23 protein-coding genes are annotated in these 18,414 nt (G+C 44.9%); 6 read left to right on the top strand and 17 right to left on the bottom strand.

What is annotated here, in order from left to right; genetic code table 11:
• Window positions 1-72 precede the first annotated feature (72 nt).
• Both GFC30_RS01565 and GFC30_RS01560 read right to left on the bottom strand, forming a co-directional pair.
• Window positions 73-579 carry a YwhD family protein gene (locus GFC30_RS01565; RefSeq protein ID WP_066322537.1) on the bottom strand — a complete coding sequence of 169 codons (507 nt, stop codon included), beginning with the start codon at window positions 577-579 and terminating at the stop codon, window positions 73-75.
• 12 nt (window positions 580-591) lie between these two features.
• The gene (locus GFC30_RS01560; RefSeq protein ID WP_066322536.1) at window positions 592-1,260 is read right to left on the bottom strand and encodes a site-2 protease family protein; all 669 of its coding nucleotides are present in this window, start codon (window positions 1,258-1,260) and stop codon (window positions 592-594) included.
• 106 nt (window positions 1,261-1,366) lie between these two features.
• Here GFC30_RS01560 and GFC30_RS01555 point away from each other — a divergent pair, with 106 nt between their 5' ends.
• Complete coding sequence (locus GFC30_RS01555; RefSeq protein ID WP_066322534.1) at window positions 1,367-1,552, top strand: 2-hydroxymuconate tautomerase; 186 nt, start codon at window positions 1,367-1,369, stop codon at window positions 1,550-1,552.
• A 63-nt stretch (window positions 1,553-1,615) separates the two neighbouring features.
• Here GFC30_RS01555 and GFC30_RS01550 read toward each other — a convergent pair whose 3' ends face one another.
• From GFC30_RS01550 to GFC30_RS01540, 3 genes are all read right to left on the bottom strand, one after another.
• Complete coding sequence (locus tag GFC30_RS01550) at window positions 1,616-2,122, bottom strand: YwgA family protein (protein ID WP_066322533.1); 507 nt, start codon at window positions 2,120-2,122, stop codon at window positions 1,616-1,618.
• 13 nt (window positions 2,123-2,135) lie between these two features.
• Entirely contained in the window at window positions 2,136-3,437 is a 1,302-nt protein-coding gene (locus GFC30_RS01545) for an HD domain-containing protein (protein ID WP_066322531.1), read from the bottom strand.
• A gap of 120 nt (window positions 3,438-3,557) precedes the next feature.
• Window positions 3,558-3,785 carry a YuzB family protein gene (locus GFC30_RS01540; RefSeq protein WP_066322530.1) on the bottom strand — a complete coding sequence of 76 codons (228 nt, stop codon included), beginning with the start codon at window positions 3,783-3,785 and terminating at the stop codon, window positions 3,558-3,560.
• Between the two features lie 175 nt (window positions 3,786-3,960).
• Between GFC30_RS01540 and GFC30_RS01535 the strand changes: the two genes are divergently transcribed.
• Complete coding sequence (locus tag GFC30_RS01535) at window positions 3,961-4,605, top strand: RsfA family transcriptional regulator (RefSeq protein WP_066322528.1); 645 nt, start codon at window positions 3,961-3,963, stop codon at window positions 4,603-4,605.
• A 14-nt stretch (window positions 4,606-4,619) separates the two neighbouring features.
• On the opposite strand, the gene GFC30_RS01530 is transcribed toward GFC30_RS01535, so the two are convergent.
• From GFC30_RS01530 to pta, 7 genes are all read right to left on the bottom strand, one after another.
• Window positions 4,620-5,456: an octanoyl-[GcvH]:protein N-octanoyltransferase gene (locus GFC30_RS01530; protein ID WP_066322527.1), complete on the bottom strand. Its 837-nt coding sequence runs from the start codon at window positions 5,454-5,456 to the stop codon at window positions 4,620-4,622.
• Between the two features lie 108 nt (window positions 5,457-5,564).
• Window positions 5,565-6,233 carry a DUF2625 family protein gene (locus GFC30_RS01525; RefSeq protein WP_066322526.1) on the bottom strand — a complete coding sequence of 223 codons (669 nt, stop codon included), beginning with the start codon at window positions 6,231-6,233 and terminating at the stop codon, window positions 5,565-5,567.
• A gap of 20 nt (window positions 6,234-6,253) precedes the next feature.
• Window positions 6,254-6,484, bottom strand: a complete 231-nt coding sequence (locus tag GFC30_RS17845) for a NucA/NucB deoxyribonuclease domain-containing protein (protein ID WP_458294213.1) — start codon at window positions 6,482-6,484, stop codon at window positions 6,254-6,256.
• A gap of 123 nt (window positions 6,485-6,607) precedes the next feature.
• Window positions 6,608-6,961, bottom strand: coding sequence for a hypothetical protein (locus GFC30_RS17390; protein ID WP_066322525.1), 354 nt, complete (start codon window positions 6,959-6,961; stop codon window positions 6,608-6,610).
• A gap of 482 nt (window positions 6,962-7,443) precedes the next feature.
• Window positions 7,444-7,836: a phosphoribosylaminoimidazole synthetase gene (locus GFC30_RS01510; protein WP_066322522.1), complete on the bottom strand. Its 393-nt coding sequence runs from the start codon at window positions 7,834-7,836 to the stop codon at window positions 7,444-7,446.
• Window positions 7,837-7,848: 12 nt separating this feature from the next.
• Window positions 7,849-9,201 (bottom strand): hypothetical protein, encoded by a 1,353-nt coding sequence (locus GFC30_RS17385; protein WP_066322520.1) that lies wholly within the window; start codon window positions 9,199-9,201, stop codon window positions 7,849-7,851.
• Between the two features lie 261 nt (window positions 9,202-9,462).
• The gene (gene pta, locus GFC30_RS01500) at window positions 9,463-10,434 is read right to left on the bottom strand and encodes a phosphate acetyltransferase (protein WP_066322519.1); all 972 of its coding nucleotides are present in this window, start codon (window positions 10,432-10,434) and stop codon (window positions 9,463-9,465) included.
• Window positions 10,435-10,633: 199 nt separating this feature from the next.
• Between pta and hemQ the strand changes: the two genes are divergently transcribed.
• The 3 genes from hemQ (at window position 10,634) to gerQ (ending at window position 12,454) form a co-directional block, all read left to right on the top strand.
• The gene (gene hemQ, locus GFC30_RS01495; RefSeq protein ID WP_066322518.1) at window positions 10,634-11,380 is read left to right on the top strand and encodes a hydrogen peroxide-dependent heme synthase; all 747 of its coding nucleotides are present in this window, start codon (window positions 10,634-10,636) and stop codon (window positions 11,378-11,380) included.
• Window positions 11,381-11,531: 151 nt separating this feature from the next.
• On the top strand, window positions 11,532-11,954 hold the full coding sequence (locus GFC30_RS01490) for a cell wall hydrolase (protein ID WP_066322517.1): 423 nt from the start codon (window positions 11,532-11,534) through the stop codon (window positions 11,952-11,954).
• A 17-nt stretch (window positions 11,955-11,971) separates the two neighbouring features.
• On the top strand, window positions 11,972-12,454 hold the full coding sequence (gene gerQ / locus GFC30_RS01485) for a spore coat protein GerQ (protein WP_066322514.1): 483 nt from the start codon (window positions 11,972-11,974) through the stop codon (window positions 12,452-12,454).
• Between the two features lie 28 nt (window positions 12,455-12,482).
• Here gerQ and GFC30_RS01480 read toward each other — a convergent pair whose 3' ends face one another.
• Together GFC30_RS01480 and GFC30_RS01475 are read right to left on the bottom strand one after the other, a co-directional pair.
• Complete coding sequence (locus GFC30_RS01480) at window positions 12,483-12,851, bottom strand: DUF423 domain-containing protein (protein ID WP_066322511.1); 369 nt, start codon at window positions 12,849-12,851, stop codon at window positions 12,483-12,485.
• 17 nt (window positions 12,852-12,868) lie between these two features.
• Window positions 12,869-13,093 carry a YwdI family protein gene (locus GFC30_RS01475; protein WP_066322509.1) on the bottom strand — a complete coding sequence of 75 codons (225 nt, stop codon included), beginning with the start codon at window positions 13,091-13,093 and terminating at the stop codon, window positions 12,869-12,871.
• 99 nt (window positions 13,094-13,192) lie between these two features.
• Here GFC30_RS01475 and GFC30_RS01470 point away from each other — a divergent pair, with 99 nt between their 5' ends.
• Window positions 13,193-14,809, top strand: coding sequence for a glycoside hydrolase family 13 protein (locus GFC30_RS01470; protein ID WP_066322507.1), 1,617 nt, complete (start codon window positions 13,193-13,195; stop codon window positions 14,807-14,809).
• 41 nt (window positions 14,810-14,850) lie between these two features.
• On the opposite strand, the gene GFC30_RS01465 is transcribed toward GFC30_RS01470, so the two are convergent.
• The 3 genes from GFC30_RS01465 to GFC30_RS01455 all read right to left on the bottom strand — a co-directional run bounded on the left by GFC30_RS01465 (window position 14,851) and on the right by GFC30_RS01455 (window position 18,129).
• Window positions 14,851-15,837: a potassium channel family protein gene (locus tag GFC30_RS01465; RefSeq protein WP_066322505.1), complete on the bottom strand. Its 987-nt coding sequence runs from the start codon at window positions 15,835-15,837 to the stop codon at window positions 14,851-14,853.
• Between the two features lie 176 nt (window positions 15,838-16,013).
• Window positions 16,014-16,688 carry a uracil-DNA glycosylase gene (locus GFC30_RS01460; protein WP_066322496.1) on the bottom strand — a complete coding sequence of 225 codons (675 nt, stop codon included), beginning with the start codon at window positions 16,686-16,688 and terminating at the stop codon, window positions 16,014-16,016.
• A gap of 58 nt (window positions 16,689-16,746) precedes the next feature.
• On the bottom strand, window positions 16,747-18,129 hold the full coding sequence (locus GFC30_RS01455; RefSeq protein ID WP_066322494.1) for a glycine--tRNA ligase: 1,383 nt from the start codon (window positions 18,127-18,129) through the stop codon (window positions 16,747-16,749).
• Window positions 18,130-18,414 lie beyond the last annotated feature (285 nt).

The raw sequence follows: 18,414 nt of genomic DNA, 5'->3' as shown, positions 1-18,414 counted from the left end.
CCGTTTCCAAAAAAAGCTCAAGTCCTTGTCTGTATACGTTCACAAAACCGTCACACTTATGGATAAATATACCTATTCTCCTAAACCAACCTTTAGTTCCTCGCTCGAACGGTTCCACATCTCGATGTCGTGCTGCTGTAAAAACGACGCCAACACTTGTTTTGATTTTTCGTCCATATGGTCGACGATAATGCGCCGCTTCAACGATTTATCGAGCTTATTGACGTGATCTGGAAGCAATTTATACCCTCTCCGTGCTTCGCGGTCGACGGTCATTTCGCACGCTGTCACCCCAGCATAATAAGGACCGGATTCGTTTCGGTCAATCGTTACCCAAACGAGCCAATACGGCTTCCCGTTTGGTACTTCGTCGCGGTTTGGTGTAAATTTAATGCCTTTTTCAACAGCGCTGCGCGCATGCATGGCACCGATATCAACGAACGCATCCCCAGCGTCCACGTCGATAATGACTGGCGATACGTTGTCCAAGCTAAGGACACCGGCGCCAAATCCGCCGTGTCCGGCGGTCGGATCGCTTTTAATAATATTAAATCCCATCGGTTTCTTTTTTTTATCCATCGAACCACCCCTCTAAAAAAAGATTGCGGAAAAGAACGATTGCATCCGTTCAAGCACAAATGGTACCGCTACGCTAAAAATCGGGTGAATCGTATACCGATCAAGCGGTGTCAAAACGAGAATAAGGAAAATAAGCGCTCCGTAATTTTCCCACTGTGTCATTTTTGCCCGCAAATGACGCGGTGACAAGTCTTCGATAATGCGATAGCCATCAAGCGGCGGAAACGGTAACAAATTAAACACAAACAATAGCGCATTGAGCCCGATAAAAATGGAAAAGAACGTTTCAAACCCTGCCGCAAACCAGTCCGGAATGATGTTCATGACACCAAAACGAACCATGCTGTACCAAACGAGAAAGCCGATAGCAGTCAAAAGCAGATTGCTGAATGGCCCAGCCGCTGATACAAGAATCCCAGCTAAACGTGGGTTTTTGAAATGATACGGATTGACTGGCACCGGCTTTGCCCAACCAAAACCAGCCAAAAAAATGAGCAACATTCCCAACAAGTCTAAATGGGCAAGCGGTGACAATGTTAACCGCCCTTGATTTTTCGCCGTCGGGTCGCCGAATTTGTAAGCGACGTACGCATGGGAAAATTCATGAACGGAAAAAGCAATCGCCAGCGCCATCAACACATATGGAATTTCACTTAATGAATACGGTAACAATTGATCCACGCTACAAACCCCTTTTTTTCTTTATTACTTAGTATACCACTATTCGCCTGAAATGGTCGGTTTCATGATACAATAACAATGAAACGTCAAACAAGGAGGAATCGCTATGCCCTACGTAACAGTTAAAATGCTCGAAGGACGGACAGACGAACAGAAAAAAGCGCTCGTTGAAAAAGTAACGGAAGCTGTCGCAGAAACAACCGGCGCACCAAAAGAAAAAATCGTCGTATTTATCGAAGAAATGGCGAAAAACCACTACGCCGTCGGCGGAAAACGACTAAGTGACGAATAATGTACACAGGGTGTCCTTTTGCTTCCGGGACACCCATGACCTTTTGGGCTCTCTTTTCTAAGACTAGCTCTGCACGTAGCCGCGAAGTTTATTGATATACGCATACGCCGCGTTGATTTCTTCTTCCGTATAGCGTTGCTTACTTTTTAACAACACAATTTTTTCTACTACCTCTTCTTTCGGCAAATGCTCAAAATAAAGCACCGTTGAAACCAGCTCTAAAAACCGTGAGTTCTGTTCATTCATATCTTGCAAGCAATCTTGCAAATGCGGCATGTCTAGGTCATAGTGGCACAAAAATTGCTCCCCTGCTTCCGTCAACGTATAGCGGTATTGCACATATCCGCCTTTTTTCTCTTTCGCTTCATGCAAAAACCCTAAATTGCAAAGCTCCTCGATGCGCCACGTTAATTCTTCGGAGTATGGACCGTAAAAATGAAAATCAAATTTCTCATAAAACGGAAATTGCAACTTTTTCGCGATATAAATCATTTTTTGCAACTTTTTTCGCCCGACGATTTCCCCTGACGCTTCCAATACTTTCATCACTTTTGCGTGTTCTGTTAACACCCCGAGTCATCTCCTAACCCTCTAATATTTCTAAAATTTTTTTCTTTGTCGTTCGCTTCGTCGCTCCATCCGATAAAAAATCCGAAGGAAAATATAGTTTATGGTCTGTTCTTCGCTTTCCTGAAATCGCATCTACTAACACCGACTCCCGCGAAAGTTCACGCAGCTCTCCGTTTGGCATTAACAAATAAATCGGCAGCCGCTCGCCTTCCTCGCCCGGCCGGTAAAAATCATACGGTAAATCGGAAGAAGAATCGACGACTAAATAATAGTCCGGGTCGATGCCAATCTTTTTAAATAAGCGACGCAACTCCATCAGTTTTTCCATTTGCTCATTCGTCGGGCTAAATTCCACGTACTTAAAGAGCCGACGATGCACAAAACGGCTGCACAAATCGCGCAAAATCTCATCTTTTTCTTCTTGCCATTGTTGAAAATAGTAGAGAATGACCGCTTCATCTAGCTTTAAATAGTCGGACAAGGTGACATTTCCAGAAAAGAGAGAATAGAAGTGAGTAGGCTCCGTTTGAAACGTATAGCCATTTTCGTATAGTTTTTTCGCCCGATGCAAAATTTTGGTTAAAATCACTTCCGCACTGCGTGTTACAGGGTGGAAATACACTTGCCAATACATTTGGTAGCGGCTCATAATATAGTCTTCGACCGCATGCATGCCACTTCGCTTAATAACGACTTGGTCTTCACGCGGGCGCATGACGCGCAAAATGCGCTCCATATCAAAATTGCCGTAGCTAACACCCGTGTAATACGCGTCGCGCAATAAATAATCCATTCGATCCGCGTCAATTTGGCTCGAAATAAGGCTGACAACAAGCTTATTCGAGTAAGTTTTCGCAATCACTTCCGCCACTTTTTTTGGGAAACCATCCCCCATCTGCCGAAGCACCGCATTTACTTCCGTATCCCCTAAAATAATCGCTTGCGTAAAATCTTCATGATCGAGGCGAAACACTTTTTCAAACGAATGAGAAAACGGCCCGTGCCCTAAATCATGAAGCAATGCCGCGCATAAACATAACAACCGCTCGTTATGATCCCAATGCTCTCTCCCGACAAACACATCGTCGATAATGCGACGAATAATTTCATATACGCCTAGCGAATGGTTAAAGCGGCTATGTTCGGCACCGTGAAACGTTAAATAGGTTGTACCAAGCTGCTTAATGCGGCGGAGGCGCTGAAATTCTTTCGTTCCGATTAAATCCCAGATCAATTTGTCCCGCACATGTATGTATCGATGAACAGGATCTTTAAATACTTTTTCTTCGCTCAATTGTCCTCCGGGATACGCCATTTTATCCCCTCTTCCATTATGAACATATATCCATTATACGCCGTTTTTGGGGGCAAAAAAACGGTTGACTTTCCCTAAAATTAGAAAAAAAATCACCTTTCGCAGTACGGAAGGCGATTTTTAGCTCTTTTTCAACTTTTGCGCGATTTTTTCGATCAATTCATCCTCATTGACAGCTGAAATCGGGCGGTTGTTGACAAACGCGAACGATTTTTTCCGACCAGGTCCGCAATACGACTGGCAGCCAATTTGAATCGTGGCGTTCGGGTCTAGTTTTTTCAGCCGTGGCAATAACGTTTTTACATTCGTCGCTTGACAATCATCACAAACGCGAAATTCATTTGCCATCCTCGCACATCCTTTCCGTATCTTTGCGCTAACGTGTATTCTACCGCTTCTCTTTCGACAATGCAAGCAAGGAAAACTTGCAATTTTTTATTCATTAAATCTCGTATAGATTGTTTTATTTTTGTCCATGCTACTACTAATTCATGATAAAGGTTTGTTCGAAAGGGTGGAAGCTATGAAACAACGACAAGATGCATGGACAGAAGAAGATGATTTACTATTGGCGGAAACGGTGTTAAGGCATGTGCGAGAAGGGAGCACACAGTTGAACGCCTTTGAAGAAGTCGGGGATAAATTGAACCGAACGTCGGCAGCGTGCGGATTTCGCTGGAACGCCGTCGTGCGCAGCCGCTATGAGAAGGCATTACAGCTAGCGAAAAAACAGCGGAAAGAGCGACTCCGCCTGCTCGGAAAAAACCAAGCAGGAAAAAAACGATTGCTGTATACTCCGCCTACTCCTTCACTTGAAGAGTTTGGGGAATTAGTACAATTGAAAGCACCAGAGCCGACAGAACTGACCATCGACCACGTCATTGCTTTTTTGCAGTCCTTTAAATCCAATAACGCTCATGCCGAAGCATTGAAAGCTGAAAACGAACGGCTGCAAAAAGAACTCGATGAATTAGCAGCGAAAAACGAGGAGCTAGAAAAGAAAATTGCTAAACTACAAGAAGACTCGGCTGCGATGATGGAAGAATACGAAACGATGCTTCGCATTATGAACCGCGCGCGAAAAATGACGTTGCAAGAGGAAGAAGAACGACAGACGTTAAAGTTTAAAATGGACAAAAACGGAAATTTGGAGAAAATTGCTGAATAACAATAGCCTGCCTCTTATAAAAAGGGCAGGCTATTTTCATTCCGCTCCACCATTCGCTGCCAATATTGTTCATACAGCGACCATTCTTTTTCGTTTAAGGAAGACGAATAAAGTTCGGCTCCAAACGAACGAAGCGTCTGCAATAAACGAAGCATCATATCCGAAATCGTTAACCGCTCATGCAATAATTCGGACAGTGACGCCATCGTGGCCGGAACGATGCGAGGGTAAGTAAATTTCGTTTCCGCCCCTTGTAAACCGCGCTCGTAAAATTGGCGAATCAATTCGGCGCGTTCCGAACCGCTGCCGTTAACACATACGTAAATTTGGACGGCTACTCCTCGGCGAACACGGCGCTGCGAGATACCAGCGAACTTTTTCCCATCAATGCTTAAATCGTAGCTGCCGGGGCAATAAGAGCCCACAATTTCCTTCGCTTCTATGGTGACCGGATACACCGAAAACATCCGTTTGATTAATTCCCACATCGCTTCATAGCCTTGGTTAATGTCAATTGCTTTTTTGCTTTCTGGCAAAATGAGCGAAATGTTCAGCACTCCAGCATCTAAAACGACAGCAAGGCCACCGGAATTGCGGACGATCACGCGATAGCCTTGTTCTTTTAAGAAAGAAACCCCCTCTTGCAAATGCGGAAGTTTCGTATCTTGAATCCCAAGCACAATTGTATCGTGATGCACCCATGTGCGGACGACCGCATCCGAGCCTCCTTGTCCGACGGACGTACAGAGCGTATCGTCGATCGCAAACGATTGACGAGCATCAAACATTGGTCCGACGTGCGACTGGTCAATAATGCGCCATCTCGGCTGCCGCAACAGTTCTAGTCCCATACATCAATCTCCTTGTTGCTATCTTTATTTCTATTGTAACATAAAAAAACAGAGAGACATTGACTCTCTGTCTTCGGCAATCATTGAGACATGGTACTGGCACACCAGTTATTCGAGTCCTAATTTTTTTCTATTGTCTAAATTCAGCTCCCACAATTCGTTAACCGGAACAATAGATTTTGAACGCAACTCAATTTCTTCTCCTTCTGCCCACAAATACGGATAAATAAGTATTCCTTTATCTCCTGTTGCTTTTCTCACCATATCAGACCAGTTCTCCCATTGGAAGGTTTCGTAAAATCTATTTACATCCCCTGTTAATGTCCAATTGACAAAATCAGAATAAGACATATCAAGGTTTTCCCATTCAAGTGTATCTGGTGCAAGATAGAATACATCACCAATATTCCCTTCAAATGCGCCGCCGTTTATTGCAAAAAAACCTCCTACTACGTCATCCGCCACCAATAGCGAACCCGGTAATCTCATACTTTGACCATTTTCGATCTGATTCCAAGTAGCTAAGTTTCTTGGCAAGCGAGAGTCTCCAGAACCTAGAATTCTGAGCCAGCCGTCATTCACTAAAATTCCTCCTGTATAGTAAACGACTGTTCCTAGCAATGATTTCGTTGTAATCTGCAATTCAAGCAAAATTTTTTGATTTTCTTTACTATTTACAGGGAGTAGTTCAACATGGTTTTTCGCATTTTCCACCCATTCATTCAGTGTTTTCCAAGTTGATTCAGTTTTATCAAAAAGTTCATTGAATGATTTCATAGATTTTACCTACTTTCCGTTTACCCATCTATTCGTATTTTTACTTTTGTACCGTCTGGATATTTTCTGAGCTGATGTCCCATAGATGAACCTGCCCCCCTATTATCAGATGGAGATATAGGTTTAACGCTAGCACCTTTTCCTCCTTCTTTAAACATAGCTGGTGGATATTCATCAAGGTCTTTATCTTTGACTTTTTGATGTCCTTTTAAGGCTTCTTTTCGATTGGTTTTCGCATTCTTACGACTAATAGTTAATGTATCCGGATGTCCATTTTTTATGGATTCTTCTATATGTTGTGCCGCTTCGGGGTACTTACTTCTTGAAATTACAACTTCGCCTGTTTCTTTTGCTGGTTCCTTAGCCCTCCCTGTCTAAACACCTTCACCCCGACTCATTCGCTGGTACAGTCCCTTAGCACTTTGGACAAAGTTGGAATCTCCCGTTGCCGTCAAAGTGGCTCCATGAGTGGCTCCCACAGCAGCGATGGCAGTGGCAGGCGCCCCGACAACGGCTCCTACTCCTGTGGCATTAAGCACCGTGCCACCTGTTCCAACAACAACGAACCCCGTTGTTTCTACCATTCCCGCAAGCGTCGATACCGCATGTCCTACCATCAGACCTGCTTCATATGCAACAGGATGTTTACTATTGTAAGATCGTTGTTGCACAAAATTAAACGTTACATCCGCCAACGCCGCATCGCCTGCGCCTCTAGCAAATTCCACCGCGCTTTCGATCGGGTGTTTCGAAAACTCATGTACCGATTTTTCGATGTTTTTTCCTACTTGCCGAACCGTTCGTATAGGTTTCCATCTTTATTGACCTTCTGAATAGTTAATCAATCTCTCTGAATATTTTTTACCATTTATTGAGTAGTCAATTGTAAACTTGCTCGGTCTAAGGGATTGCCCCTCGTATATAGGTTTCACTTTAACAATCACCTCTTCTCTAGGGTCTTATATACTCCTTATTGTTCAAGTTTGGAATAAGCCTTTGGCTTGCCTCCGACAGTAGAAAAAATAAGTTAAACTCCCCAGTTGCATGTATATATAAGTTGCAATAAAGAATTTCCGATTTTTCGTTTCCGTTTTCATCTGAATACAAACCGATATGATATAACGTGGTGAGTGCTCCGCTGGATGTAAAACAAAATTTCAGCTTATATCCTATAGGTTGGTCTATGGAAAAAGCCTTAGGGAAATAAGCATCAAATATAGCCATCTATTTCTTGCTTTCGTTTCAAAAAAACTTCCAATGCTTTGTTATCACGTTCCATTAATCCATCAAAGTGACTATCATCCTCAACTAATTCTTTATAGCCCCAAATCGCAGTAATATCGAATGCTTTAAAATAATCATAGTACCATTCCACAGGCAAAAGTCGATCAGAAACATCGAAAAGTTCAGAAGGATACCAAGAAGGATAGTTATGCTCCTCACCCTTTATAAGATAATGTAAAGAATCTCTCCACAGACAGACTCCATATACTGTATATACTCTTCCGATTTCTAACTCAAAGACCGTTTCTGTAGAATATCCTATATTCAAGGCTTTCTCAGATATGTCCTTTCCTGTATTTGCTATGCATCTGGCTTTCATCTCTTATCTCCCCTAATTTTTAAACTTAAAGTCATCAAATTGACCTGTTTTTGTGTTTTTCAAATAGTGAATTTCGTGCCCATTCACATTTTGTGCCATCTTAACCCAACCTTCTTCTGCTGGCCAACGAGGGTCAGTCATCCCTTTCCTCATAGGAACTGGCTTACCTGCATTTGGATTCGACATAACTTGTTTCATTGCTAACTGCTCATTTAGATTCTTAGGGGTGGTTCTACCTGTGGATCCTCTGCCTAAAGGTTTAACAAGTACATCATCTACATTTTTTAGAGCATTACCCATCCCCTTAGCAAACTTCTCAGTTTCGTCCGCCCTCTTAACTACTTTCCCCGAAACCCCTTCGCTCCGGCTCATTCGCTGGTACAATTCTTTAGCGCTTTGGACAAAGTTGGAACCTCCCGTTGCCGTCAAAGTGGCTCCATGAGTGGCTCCCACAGCAGCGATGGCAGTGGCAGGAGCTCCAACAGCCGCTCCTACTCCCGTGCTGCTAATCGCGATGCCACCTACTTCTAAGGTCGTGAACCCGACCGTTTCGATCGTCCCAGCTAAAGTCGATACAGCATGTCCCGTCATTTGCCCCAATTCGTAGGCGACAGGGTGCGAGCTGCTATAAGGACGGTGTGCCATATTGTATGTCACATCCTGTAAAGCCGCATCGCCTGCGCCTCTAGCAAATTCCACCGCGCTTTCGATCGGGTGTTTTGAAAACTCATGTACCGATTTTTCGATGTTTTTTCCTACTTGCCGAACCGTTCGCTCGGCGTTTTGTCCTGCATTGATTATACCATGAACAGCCTGCTTAGCGGCATGCTCTGCTTTCTTTTCTAGTTGATGCGCACTGCGTTCGATCGTTTTCTCCGTATCTTTGATCTCTTGCCTTATCTTATGTCCGATCGGATGAACCGCTTCGGACACCGCTTTTTTCACATCGTGAACGACGTGCTTTACCGCTTGCTCCGTCTTCTTTTCCGCCTCGTGGAACGCTTCCCTTGCTTTCTGGCTAATCTGTACCGTATCTTTTGCCACTTGTTTCGCTACATGCTCGACTTTCTTTTCGACCTTTTGAACCGCTTTCTCCGCTTGCTTCACATCGTGGGCAACATGCTTTACCACTTGTTCCGCTTTCTTTTCCGCTTGATGAAAAGCTTCCTTTGCCTTTTGGCTAATGTGCACCGTATCCTTTACGACTTGTTTCCCCACTGGCTCGACTTTCTTTTCTACTTGCTGAACAGCTTGTTGAATGGTCTTCTCTACTTTTTTGATGTCATTGGCGACATGCTTTACCGTCTGCTCTACCTTTTTCTCGACCAAATGCCCTAGTTTGCTTAATGAACCCCAAAAAGACATCTCCCCCGCTCCTTTGACTCTGTCCTTTTGTTTAAACAACGTTCGTTGCTAAGCCATAATCAATGAAAAATACGACCCCTTTCCCACATAATTGGATGATGATTGAATAATAAAAAAAAAAATATCAATTCTGTCAATAAAAATTTTGGTATATCACCTAATGTTTCACATAAAATAAGAGATTGCCCTGAAAGAAAAAACTTTCTCGGACAACCTCCAATCATTTTTATGGCTTGCCTTGAACAGTCGCCTTCGCTTTTCTTATAACGCTTGCGCGGCCGTAATAAGCGCGAGTTTGTAGACGTCTTCAGCGTTGCAGCCGCGTGATAAGTCATTGACCGGCTTATTCAATCCTTGCAAAATTGGACCAACCGCTTCAAAGTTGCCAAGACGTTGCGCGATTTTGTAACCGATGTTTCCTGCCTCTAGGCTCGGGAAGATAAAGACGTTCGCATCGCCTTGAATGATAGAATCCGGTGCTTTCTTTTTCGCCACTGACGGTACAAACGCTGCGTCAAACTGGAATTCCCCGTCGATGACTAAATCTGGCGCCATTTCTTTCGCCAGACGGACCGCTTCAATCACTTTTTCTGTCTCTTGCGATTTCGCTGACCCTTTTGTCGAAAAGCTTAACATCGCCACGCGCGGTTCGATATCAAACATTTTCGCGGTATTGGCGCTTTCTACAGCAATTTCCGCTAAATCTTGGCTATCTGGTGCAATATTAATCGCACAATCAGCAAAAACATACTTTTCGTCGCCACGCACCATAATAAAGACGCCTGACGTTTTACGAATACCCGGCTTCGTTTTAATAATTTGCAATGCCGGACGCACCGTATCTGCTGTGGAATGAGCTGCTCCGCTCACTAACCCGTGCGCTTTGTTCATATAAACAAGCATCGTGCCAAAATAATTTTCATCGAGCAAAATATTGCGCGCTTCTTCGTTCGATACTTTTCCTTTCCGGCGCTCGACAAACGCTGCCACCAGTTCGTCCATTGCTTCGTATTGTTTTGGGTCAATAATTTCAACGTTCGGAAGCGCTACGCCGAGCTCTGCTGCTTTTTGCTTCACTGCCTCCTTGTTGCCAATCACGATTGGGGTTAGCACTTGTTCACTCGCTAAACGGCTGACCGCTGTCAAAATGCGTTCGTCCAATCCTTCTGGAAAAACGAGCGTCACCTTTTTCCCTGCTACTTTTTGTTTTAAACTGGAAAATAAATCGCTCACCTGTTTTCCTCCTTCAAAAAATCATTCACCTACTAGCATACTCTTATCATTTGGAAAAGCAACAAAAGTAACCCCTTACAAACAATAGTCTTTCTATTAAAATAATTCAGTCATTATGATCCGGTATTTGTTTTTTCGAGCGCTCCTTGGGCAAACTATGATATAGTAAAGTTAAATCATACATAAGGAGTTGAAAGCAATGAGTGAAGCAGCACAAACACTCGAAGGCTGGTATTGCCTGCACGATTTCCGTTCAGTCGATTGGGTCGCTTGGAAAACGCTCTCAAACGACGAGCGACAAGCAGCTATTGATGAGTTTTTAGCATTAGTAGAAACATGGGAAACAACCGAAGCGCGCAACGAAGGAAGCCATGCCATTTATACCGTTGTTGGGCAAAAAGCGGACATGATGTTCATGATTTTGCGACCGACGATGGAAGAATTGAACGAAATCGAAACGGCGTTCAATAAAACAAAATTGGCGGAATATTTAGTGCCGACTTACTCATACGTATCAGTTGTGGAACTCAGCAACTACTTGCCGTCTGATGGCAGCGACCCGTATGAAAATCCAGAAGTTCGCCGCCGCCTGTTCCCGATCTTACCAAAAACGAAACATATTTGCTTCTATCCGATGGATAAGCGCCGTCAAGGCAATGACAACTGGTACATGCTTCCGATGGAAGAACGCCGCAACTTAATGCGCGCCCATGGAATGACCGGTCGCAAATATGCGGGCAAAGTCGTGCAAATCATTACCGGCTCGGTCGGGTTTGACGACTACGAGTGGGGCGTCACCCTCTTTTCGGACGACGTGTTGCAGTTTAAAAAGCTTGTCTACGAAATGCGGTTTGACGAAGTGAGCGCACGCTACGGGGAATTCGGTTCGTTCTTCGTTGGAAATAGATTATCAAAAGAAAAAGTAAACGCGTTTCTACACGTATAATGTTCGGGGCGTCAATGGACGTCCCTATTTTTTTGTCATATCCTTCGCTTTTTCCCATATGTATAAAATAAAATCGCTTTTTCTTGTCACCAATTTCCGCTTTTTCAATAGCCTATTATTGTCGAGAAAAAAAATGGGAAGAGGTGACGGAATGGCTGTTGTCGCTTGCAACGATGAAGAAGTAAAGCTGTTGGCGAGGCTAATGCGCGCAGAAGCAGAAGGCGAAGGGCGGTTAGGGATGCTGATGGTCGGCAATGTCGGTGTAAACCGGGTTATCGCAAACTGCCTTGATTTTCGTGGACTTCGTTCGATTCGGCAAATGGTATTCCAAAGCCCTGGTGGTTTTGAAGCGACACAAAAGGGCTATTTTTACCAAGCCGCAAGAGACCTTGATATTCAGTTAGCCCGCCAGGTCATTCGCGGCTGGCGTTATCATCCTGCAACGAATGCGCTTTGGTTTTTTAAACCGGAAGGCGAATGTCCGCCGCAATGGTTTAATCAGTGGAATGTCGGGCGATTTAAGTCACATTGCTTTTACGCGCCGTCGCCGGACAGTTGCCCAAGAGTATATTAAGAGGAGGAGGTTCTCATATGACGTACGAAGAAGAACGCCCACAATATTCGCCATACTCGTATGGCTATTATCCACCATACTACCCAACCGCTTATCCTTATTCCCAACAAATGACCTCGTATCAACCAACGGCTACACCTGGTTTTAGCATGCAACCTACTACATTTGCAACACAACCGCTGACACCGACTAGTCAATTAAGCGCAGGGATGCTACCGCTTGAACAATCGTACATTGAAAATATTTTACGCCTAAACAAAGGAAAAATTGCTACGGTGTATATGACCTTTGAAAACAACCGTGAATGGAATGCGAAAATCTTTCGGGGAGCGATTGAAGCTGCTGGACGCGACCATTTAATTTTAAGTGACCCGCAAACAGGGAAGCGATATTTATTGCCAATGATTTACCTCAACTACGTGACGTTTGACGAAGAAATTGCCTATGAGTATCCGTATGCTGGCGGCGCACCTGGAATGAGTTCATACACTCCTCGCTAAAGCAAAGAGGGCTGAAAACTAGCCCTCTTTATTGTTTGAGCGCCACGTAGGCAACAAGCGCCCACGCGATTAAAAACGCTACCCCACCAAACGGCGTAATCGCCCCGAGCGGTTTGATTTGCGTAACGCTTAACACGTATAAACTTCCTGAAAACAAAACAATCCCTATCACCATCATCCATCCGGCTGTAACAAGTGTGCTAGCATTCGGCCATTTCGCTAATAAAAGCGCGATAACAAACAATCCGACAGCATGAAACATTTGGTAATGTACCGCTGTTTTCCAAATGTCTAAATAGCGATCAGGAATTTTTCCTTCCAATCCATGCGCGCCGAACGCACCGAGCGCCACTGCTAAAAAAGAAGCAATTGCCCCAAGCAAAACGAATACTTTCACTCTTCATCTCTCCCTTGTTAAAAATCTAACAACGACGTGCCGTTGGCATCGTCGCCGATGTCTAGCTTCTTCGGTAATGCGGTTTCCTGCACTACGGTTGTCACCATTTTTTCTTCTAAAATAAGGTCGCAAAGCACACGAACAGCAGCAACATGTTCTCGCATTTGCCGTACGTCGCTTTGTTGCGCCTGCTCCACGAGCGCCGCCATTTTCGCTAAAATCACCGTTACCGATACGTCCAAAACGTTTTCACTCCCATCTTTCTTTTCACGCTGATTCAATGGTATTCTATATATGGGAACATTTCAAGCTGGACGCGCTTTCGACGGAGGGAAAAAACGATGAAGCGAGCATGGTGGAAAGAAGCAGTAGTGTATCAAGTATATTGGCGGAGTTTTTACGACTCTAACGGAGACGGGTACGGCGACTTGCAAGGGGTAATTGAAAAGTTAGATTATATGAAGCACCTTGGCGTCAATGTCATTTGGCTTAATCCGTGCTATGAGTCGCCGGACAAAGACAACGGCTACGACATTGCCGACTACTATCGCATCATGGATAAAGCCGGAACGATGAAAACGTGGGAAACGCTGCTTGACGAAGTGCATAAGCGCGACATGAAACTCATCATGGACCTTGTCGTCAACCATACGTCTGATCAGCATCCGTGGTTTATCGAGTCGCGGTCATCGAAAGATAATCCGAAGCGCGACTGGTACATTTGGCGCGACAAGCCGAATAACTGGCGTTCGTACTTCACACCGTCCGCATGGGAATATGACGAAGCGACCGGTCAATATTACTTTCATTCGTTCGCAGTGGAGCAACCAGATTTAAATTGGAAAAATCATGAAGTTCGAGAAGAAATTTATAACATGATGCGCTTTTGGTTGGATAAAGGCATTGACGGTTTCCGATTGGATGCGATCGCCCTTCTCGCCAAACCAGATGGATTTCCTAACGCAGCCGATCCATACGATATTCGCTATTTGACGAATAATCCAGGACTGCACAACTATTTGCGCGAAATGAATGAGCGGGTATTTAAGCATTATGATATTTTCACCGTCGGCGAAGTCGCATTCGTGTCGCCAGAAGAAGGGCTGAAATACGTCGCAGAAGATCGCCACGAATTGCATACACTGTTTCATTTTGAAGTATGCGATGAAATGCCAAGTTGGGAGCCGCTGCGCTTTAAACAAATTCAAAAACGCTGGTATGATGCGCTATGGGGGAAAGGCTGGAACTCGCAATTTTTAAACAACCACGACCATACGCGCCAAGTGACGCGATATGGAAACGACAAACAATACCGTGTCGAATCGGCGAAATTGCTCGGAACAATGGTGCATACGCTTCCTGGCACGCCATACATTTACCAAGGGGAAGAAATCGGCATGACCGGCGTTCGCTTCCCTTCGATCGATGATTATAACGACATTGCCATGAAAAACAAATATGCCGAAGAAGTCGCGAAAGGACGCGACCCAGAAGAAGTGCTCAAAAGCCTCCAGCCGTTAAGTCGCGATAATTCGCGCACACCAATGCAATGGGACGACAGCGAAAATGCGGGCTTTACGACCGGAACGCCTTGGATTAAAGTGAATCCGAACTATAAAGAAATTAATGTGAAACAAGCGTTAGAAGACTCAAATTCGGTTTACCATTATTACCGAAAACTCATTCAATTACGTAAAATACATCCCGCAATGGTGTACGGTACGTTCCATGACTTTACGGAAAGCGACCCGTATATTTATGCGTATACGCGCGAACTCGATGACGACCGCCTGCTCATCGTGCTTAATCATTGCGACAACCCGAACGACTATGAACTTCCGTCGGCGTTATCGACCTACACGCGCGAACCTTTACTTGGCAACTATGCCGACATTCAGGAAACAGGCGCGGTGTTGCATATGCGTCCACATGAAGCGCGCATTTATCAATTAAAATAGGATGAATAGTGGTGTCCCGAGGGAAGGGACACCTTTTTCATTTATTTAGCCACTTCTTCAAATCGAGCCAACTTCTCTTTTTTTCCAAATACAATGATTAGATCACCCGCTTGCAACACCTCGTCTGAAGATGGGTTACTAATGATTTTCTTGCCGCGCTGAATGGCGACAATTGTGACGCCGTAGCGAGGGCGAATTTCACTTTCCCGCAACAGCCGGTTCGTTAGCGGGGAATGCGGGGATATACGAATTTCTTCCAACGCAAACTCTTCTTCATGGTCATGAAAAATCGTATCGACATAATCGATGCTGACCGGCTTTAAAATCGTCATTGCCATGCGCCGGCCGCTTAAAAAGGACGGATTAATGACTTTATCAGCACCTGCGCGCCGAAGTTTCTCTTCTGTCTCCGGCCGCTCCGCCCGAGCGACAATTTGAATGTTGCGGTTTAATCCTTTTGCCGTCAGCGAAATAAACACATTATCCGCATCTGCCGGTAATGTAGCGACTAATCCTGCGGCACGCTCAATCCCTGCTGCTACCAACACCTCATCTTGGGTCGCATCCCCTTCGATATAAAGAAGCGAGCCATCTCCTTCTAGCCGTTCTACATTTTTCTCCACAACGACGACATGCGTCCTGTTTTTTAGCAACTCACGCACGACTTGTTCCCCCACGCGACCAAATCCGCATACAATAATATGGTTAGACAACGAATCAATTTTTTTCCGCATTTTTCTCCTCCGCACCGTTTTGGAAAATTCCCCTTCCATCATCATTGAGGCGACCGCACCTGTCGCATACGTGACGATGCTAATGCCAATCGGAATAATCAGTAGAGCAAACAGCCTCCCATAAAACGTTTTCGGCACAGTATCCCCGTACCCGACTGTCAAAATAGTCACGACCGTCAGCCATAGTGCATCAAAAAAAGAAAGATGTTCCGAAAGAATAAAGCCAATCGTCCCTGCGCCAATCGCCAGTCCCATCGCCAAAATAGATAAGAAAACAGGTTTTGATGACCGCATAAACATCCCCTTATGTTTGTTTCGCTATAAATTTTAAACAGGAAGTACCAGAAGATTGGTGAACGACCATAGAAGGCAACGCCGCACTTTTAAAGCTATATGTGCGACAGCGGCGGGGAAATTGCCGATCCCATGTGATATAAAAATGTTGATAGCGGCAGCAATCTACTCGCTGTTCACACGTTTTCGATTTGCCAGTCAATCGGTTCCCTCCCTGTCTGTTGAAGAAAGGCGTTCGTTTTCGAAAACGGCCGGCTACCAAAAAAGCCACGGGCGGCGGAAAACGGACTTGGATGCGGCGCTTCGATGATGTAATGGCGTGGGTTGGTGATAAACTCTTTTTTCGCTTGCGCATGACGCCCCCATAAAAGAAAAACAACCGGTTCTTGTTTGGCGTTCACTATTTCAATGACGCGGTCAGTGAAATGTTCCCATCCTTTTCCCTTATGTGAGTTTGCTTCCCCCCGCCTTACCGTTAAAACCGTATTTAACAAAAGCACCCCTTGTTTTGCCCACTTGACTAAATAGCCGTTGTTTGGGATATAACACCCAAGGTCATCGTGCAGCTCTTTAAAAATATTAAGCAACGAAGGCGGCAGCGCCACGCCCGGCTTGACTGAAAAACTTAATCCGTGCGCTTGATTCGGTCCGTGGTATGGGTCTTGTCCTAAAATGACTACTTTCACTTGTCCGTACGGCGTATAATGAAGCGCGTTAAAAATATCATACATATCCGGGTAAATCGTTCGCGTCCGGTACTCTTCTTTTAAAAATTCCCTTAATTTTATGTAGTATGGTTTCGTAAATTCTTCTTGCAATAAAGGAGCCCAATCGTTTTTTAGCACGCTCATTGCTTTTCCTCCTTTCTAACATAAAGGCTACCCTGCTTATAGGATAGCCTTTTCTTTCTTAAAATTGAATTTTTTCTTCTAAGAAACGTTTTAATTCGGCAATTGGTATACGCGTTTGCTCCATTGTGTCGCGGTCGCGAACCGTCACCATCCCGTCTTGTTCTGAATCAAAATCATACGTAATGCAAAACGGTGTTCCGATTTCGTCTTGGCGGCGGTAGCGTTTGCCGATCGAGCCGGATTCGTCGTAGTCAACCATGAAATGTTTCGCCAAATCAGCGAACACTTGCCGTGCACCTTCCGACAGCTTTTTCGAGAGCGGAAATACGGCCGCTTTGTATGGTGCGAGCGCTGGATGCAAGCGCATGACCGTCCGCGTCGTTCCGTCTTCAAGCGCCTCTTCTTCATAAGCGTCGATCATAAACGCCAGCGTGACGCGGTCTGCGCCAAGCGACGGTTCAATGCAATATGGGATGTAGCGTTCGTTCGTTTCTTGGTCGATATAGTGGAAATCTTCACCGGAATGTTCCATATGTTGTTTTAAGTCATAGTCGGTGCGAGACGCAATGCCCCATAGCTCGCCCCAGCCGAACGGAAACTTATATTCAATGTCGGTCGTGGCGTTGCTGTAGTGCGACAATTCTTCTTGCGAATGATCGCGCAAGCGGACGTTGTCTTTTTTCATGCCTAATGACAACAACCATTGCTCGCAAAATTGCTTCCAGTAGTCGAACCAGTGCAATTCTTCGCCTGGCTTGCAGAAAAATTCGAGCTCCATTTGTTCAAATTCACGCGTCCGGAACGTAAAGTTGCCTGGCGTAATTTCGTTGCGGAAGCTTTTTCCGATTTGCGCAATCCCGAACGGAAGTTTTTTGCGCATCGTCCGCTGTACGTTTTTGAAGTTGACGAAAATACCTTGCGCCGTTTCTGGACGAAGATAAATTTCGTTAGCGCTTGATTCGGTAACGCCTTGGAACGTTTTAAACATTAAATTAAACTGACGGATGTTCGTGAAATCTTGGCTGCCGCAATCCGGACAAGCAATGTTGTGCTCTTTTATCAGCTCTTCCATTGTGGAAAACGGAAGTCCGTCGACAATCATTTCGAGCCCTTTTGCTTCTAGGGCATTCTCGATCAGTTTATCCGCGCGATGACGCGCTTTACATTGTTTACAGTCGATCATTGGGTCGTTGAAATTACCTAAATGGCCAGATGCTTCCCATGTTTTCGGGTTCATTAAAATCGCTGCATCTAAGCCGACGTTGTACGGGGATTCTTGCACGAATTTTTTCCACCACGCGCGTTTAATATTGTTTTTTAGTTCTGTTCCTAACGGACCGTAATCCCATGTGTTTGCCAATCCGCCGTAAATTTCCGAGCCTGGAAAAACAAAGCCGCGATGTTTCGCATGGGCAACGATTTGTTCCATTGTCACTGACATTTTCTTTCCTCCTTCGTCTTTTTTCAAACAAAAACGCTCTCATCCTTAGGCCTTTCGCCTAGGGACGAGAGCGTGACTCCCGCGGTTCCACCCTAGTTGATGCAACATGCATCCACTTTTCATGCGCGCAACTCTGGAGTGCCGTTTCATTGACCGTCTTCACCAGGCTTCCACCATCCCCGGCTCGCTTTCGAAGAGAGGGACAACTACTATTTATCCGTCATCGTTGCAATATTGTGTTTTGCTATTTATCATAACAAAACGAAAAAACACTCGTCAATGGCG

The sequence above is a fragment of the Anoxybacillus amylolyticus genome (assembly GCF_001634285.1).
Lineage (GTDB): Bacteria > Bacillota > Bacilli > Bacillales > Anoxybacillaceae > Anoxybacteroides > Anoxybacteroides amylolyticum.
Note: the sequence above shows the minus strand (reverse complement) of the source record. Positions and strands in the feature narration are given on the sequence as shown.

What these genes read in the sequence shown, in the direction of transcription:
- GFC30_RS01565 (WP_066322537.1), bottom strand. Translation starts at nt 579, where the DNA reads ATGGATAAAAAAAAGAAACCGATGGGATTTAATATTATTAAAAGCGAT.
- GFC30_RS01555 (WP_066322534.1), top strand. Translation starts at nt 1,367, where the DNA reads ATGCCCTACGTAACAGTTAAAATGCTCGAAGGACGGACAGACGAACAG.
- GFC30_RS01545 (WP_066322531.1), bottom strand. Translation starts at nt 3,437, where the DNA reads ATGGCGTATCCCGGAGGACAATTGAGCGAAGAAAAAGTATTTAAAGAT.
- GFC30_RS01540 (WP_066322530.1), bottom strand. Translation starts at nt 3,785, where the DNA reads ATGGCAAATGAATTTCGCGTTTGTGATGATTGTCAAGCGACGAATGTA.
- GFC30_RS01535 (WP_066322528.1), top strand. Translation starts at nt 3,961, where the DNA reads ATGAAACAACGACAAGATGCATGGACAGAAGAAGATGATTTACTATTG.
- GFC30_RS01530 (WP_066322527.1), bottom strand. Translation starts at nt 5,456, where the DNA reads ATGGGACTAGAACTGTTGCGGCAGCCGAGATGGCGCATTATTGACCAG.
- GFC30_RS01525 (WP_066322526.1), bottom strand. Translation starts at nt 6,233, where the DNA reads ATGAAATCATTCAATGAACTTTTTGATAAAACTGAATCAACTTGGAAA.
- GFC30_RS01510 (WP_066322522.1), bottom strand. Translation starts at nt 7,836, where the DNA reads ATGAAAGCCAGATGCATAGCAAATACAGGAAAGGACATATCTGAGAAA.
- GFC30_RS17385 (WP_066322520.1), bottom strand. Translation starts at nt 9,201, where the DNA reads ATGTCTTTTTGGGGTTCATTAAGCAAACTAGGGCATTTGGTCGAGAAA.
- hemQ (WP_066322518.1), top strand. Translation starts at nt 10,634, where the DNA reads ATGAGTGAAGCAGCACAAACACTCGAAGGCTGGTATTGCCTGCACGAT.
- GFC30_RS01490 (WP_066322517.1), top strand. Translation starts at nt 11,532, where the DNA reads ATGGCTGTTGTCGCTTGCAACGATGAAGAAGTAAAGCTGTTGGCGAGG.
- gerQ (WP_066322514.1), top strand. Translation starts at nt 11,972, where the DNA reads ATGACGTACGAAGAAGAACGCCCACAATATTCGCCATACTCGTATGGC.
- GFC30_RS01470 (WP_066322507.1), top strand. Translation starts at nt 13,193, where the DNA reads ATGAAGCGAGCATGGTGGAAAGAAGCAGTAGTGTATCAAGTATATTGG.
- GFC30_RS01465 (WP_066322505.1), bottom strand. Translation starts at nt 15,837, where the DNA reads ATGCGGTCATCAAAACCTGTTTTCTTATCTATTTTGGCGATGGGACTG.
- GFC30_RS01460 (WP_066322496.1), bottom strand. Translation starts at nt 16,688, where the DNA reads ATGAGCGTGCTAAAAAACGATTGGGCTCCTTTATTGCAAGAAGAATTT.
- GFC30_RS01455 (WP_066322494.1), bottom strand. Translation starts at nt 18,129, where the DNA reads ATGTCAGTGACAATGGAACAAATCGTTGCCCATGCGAAACATCGCGGC.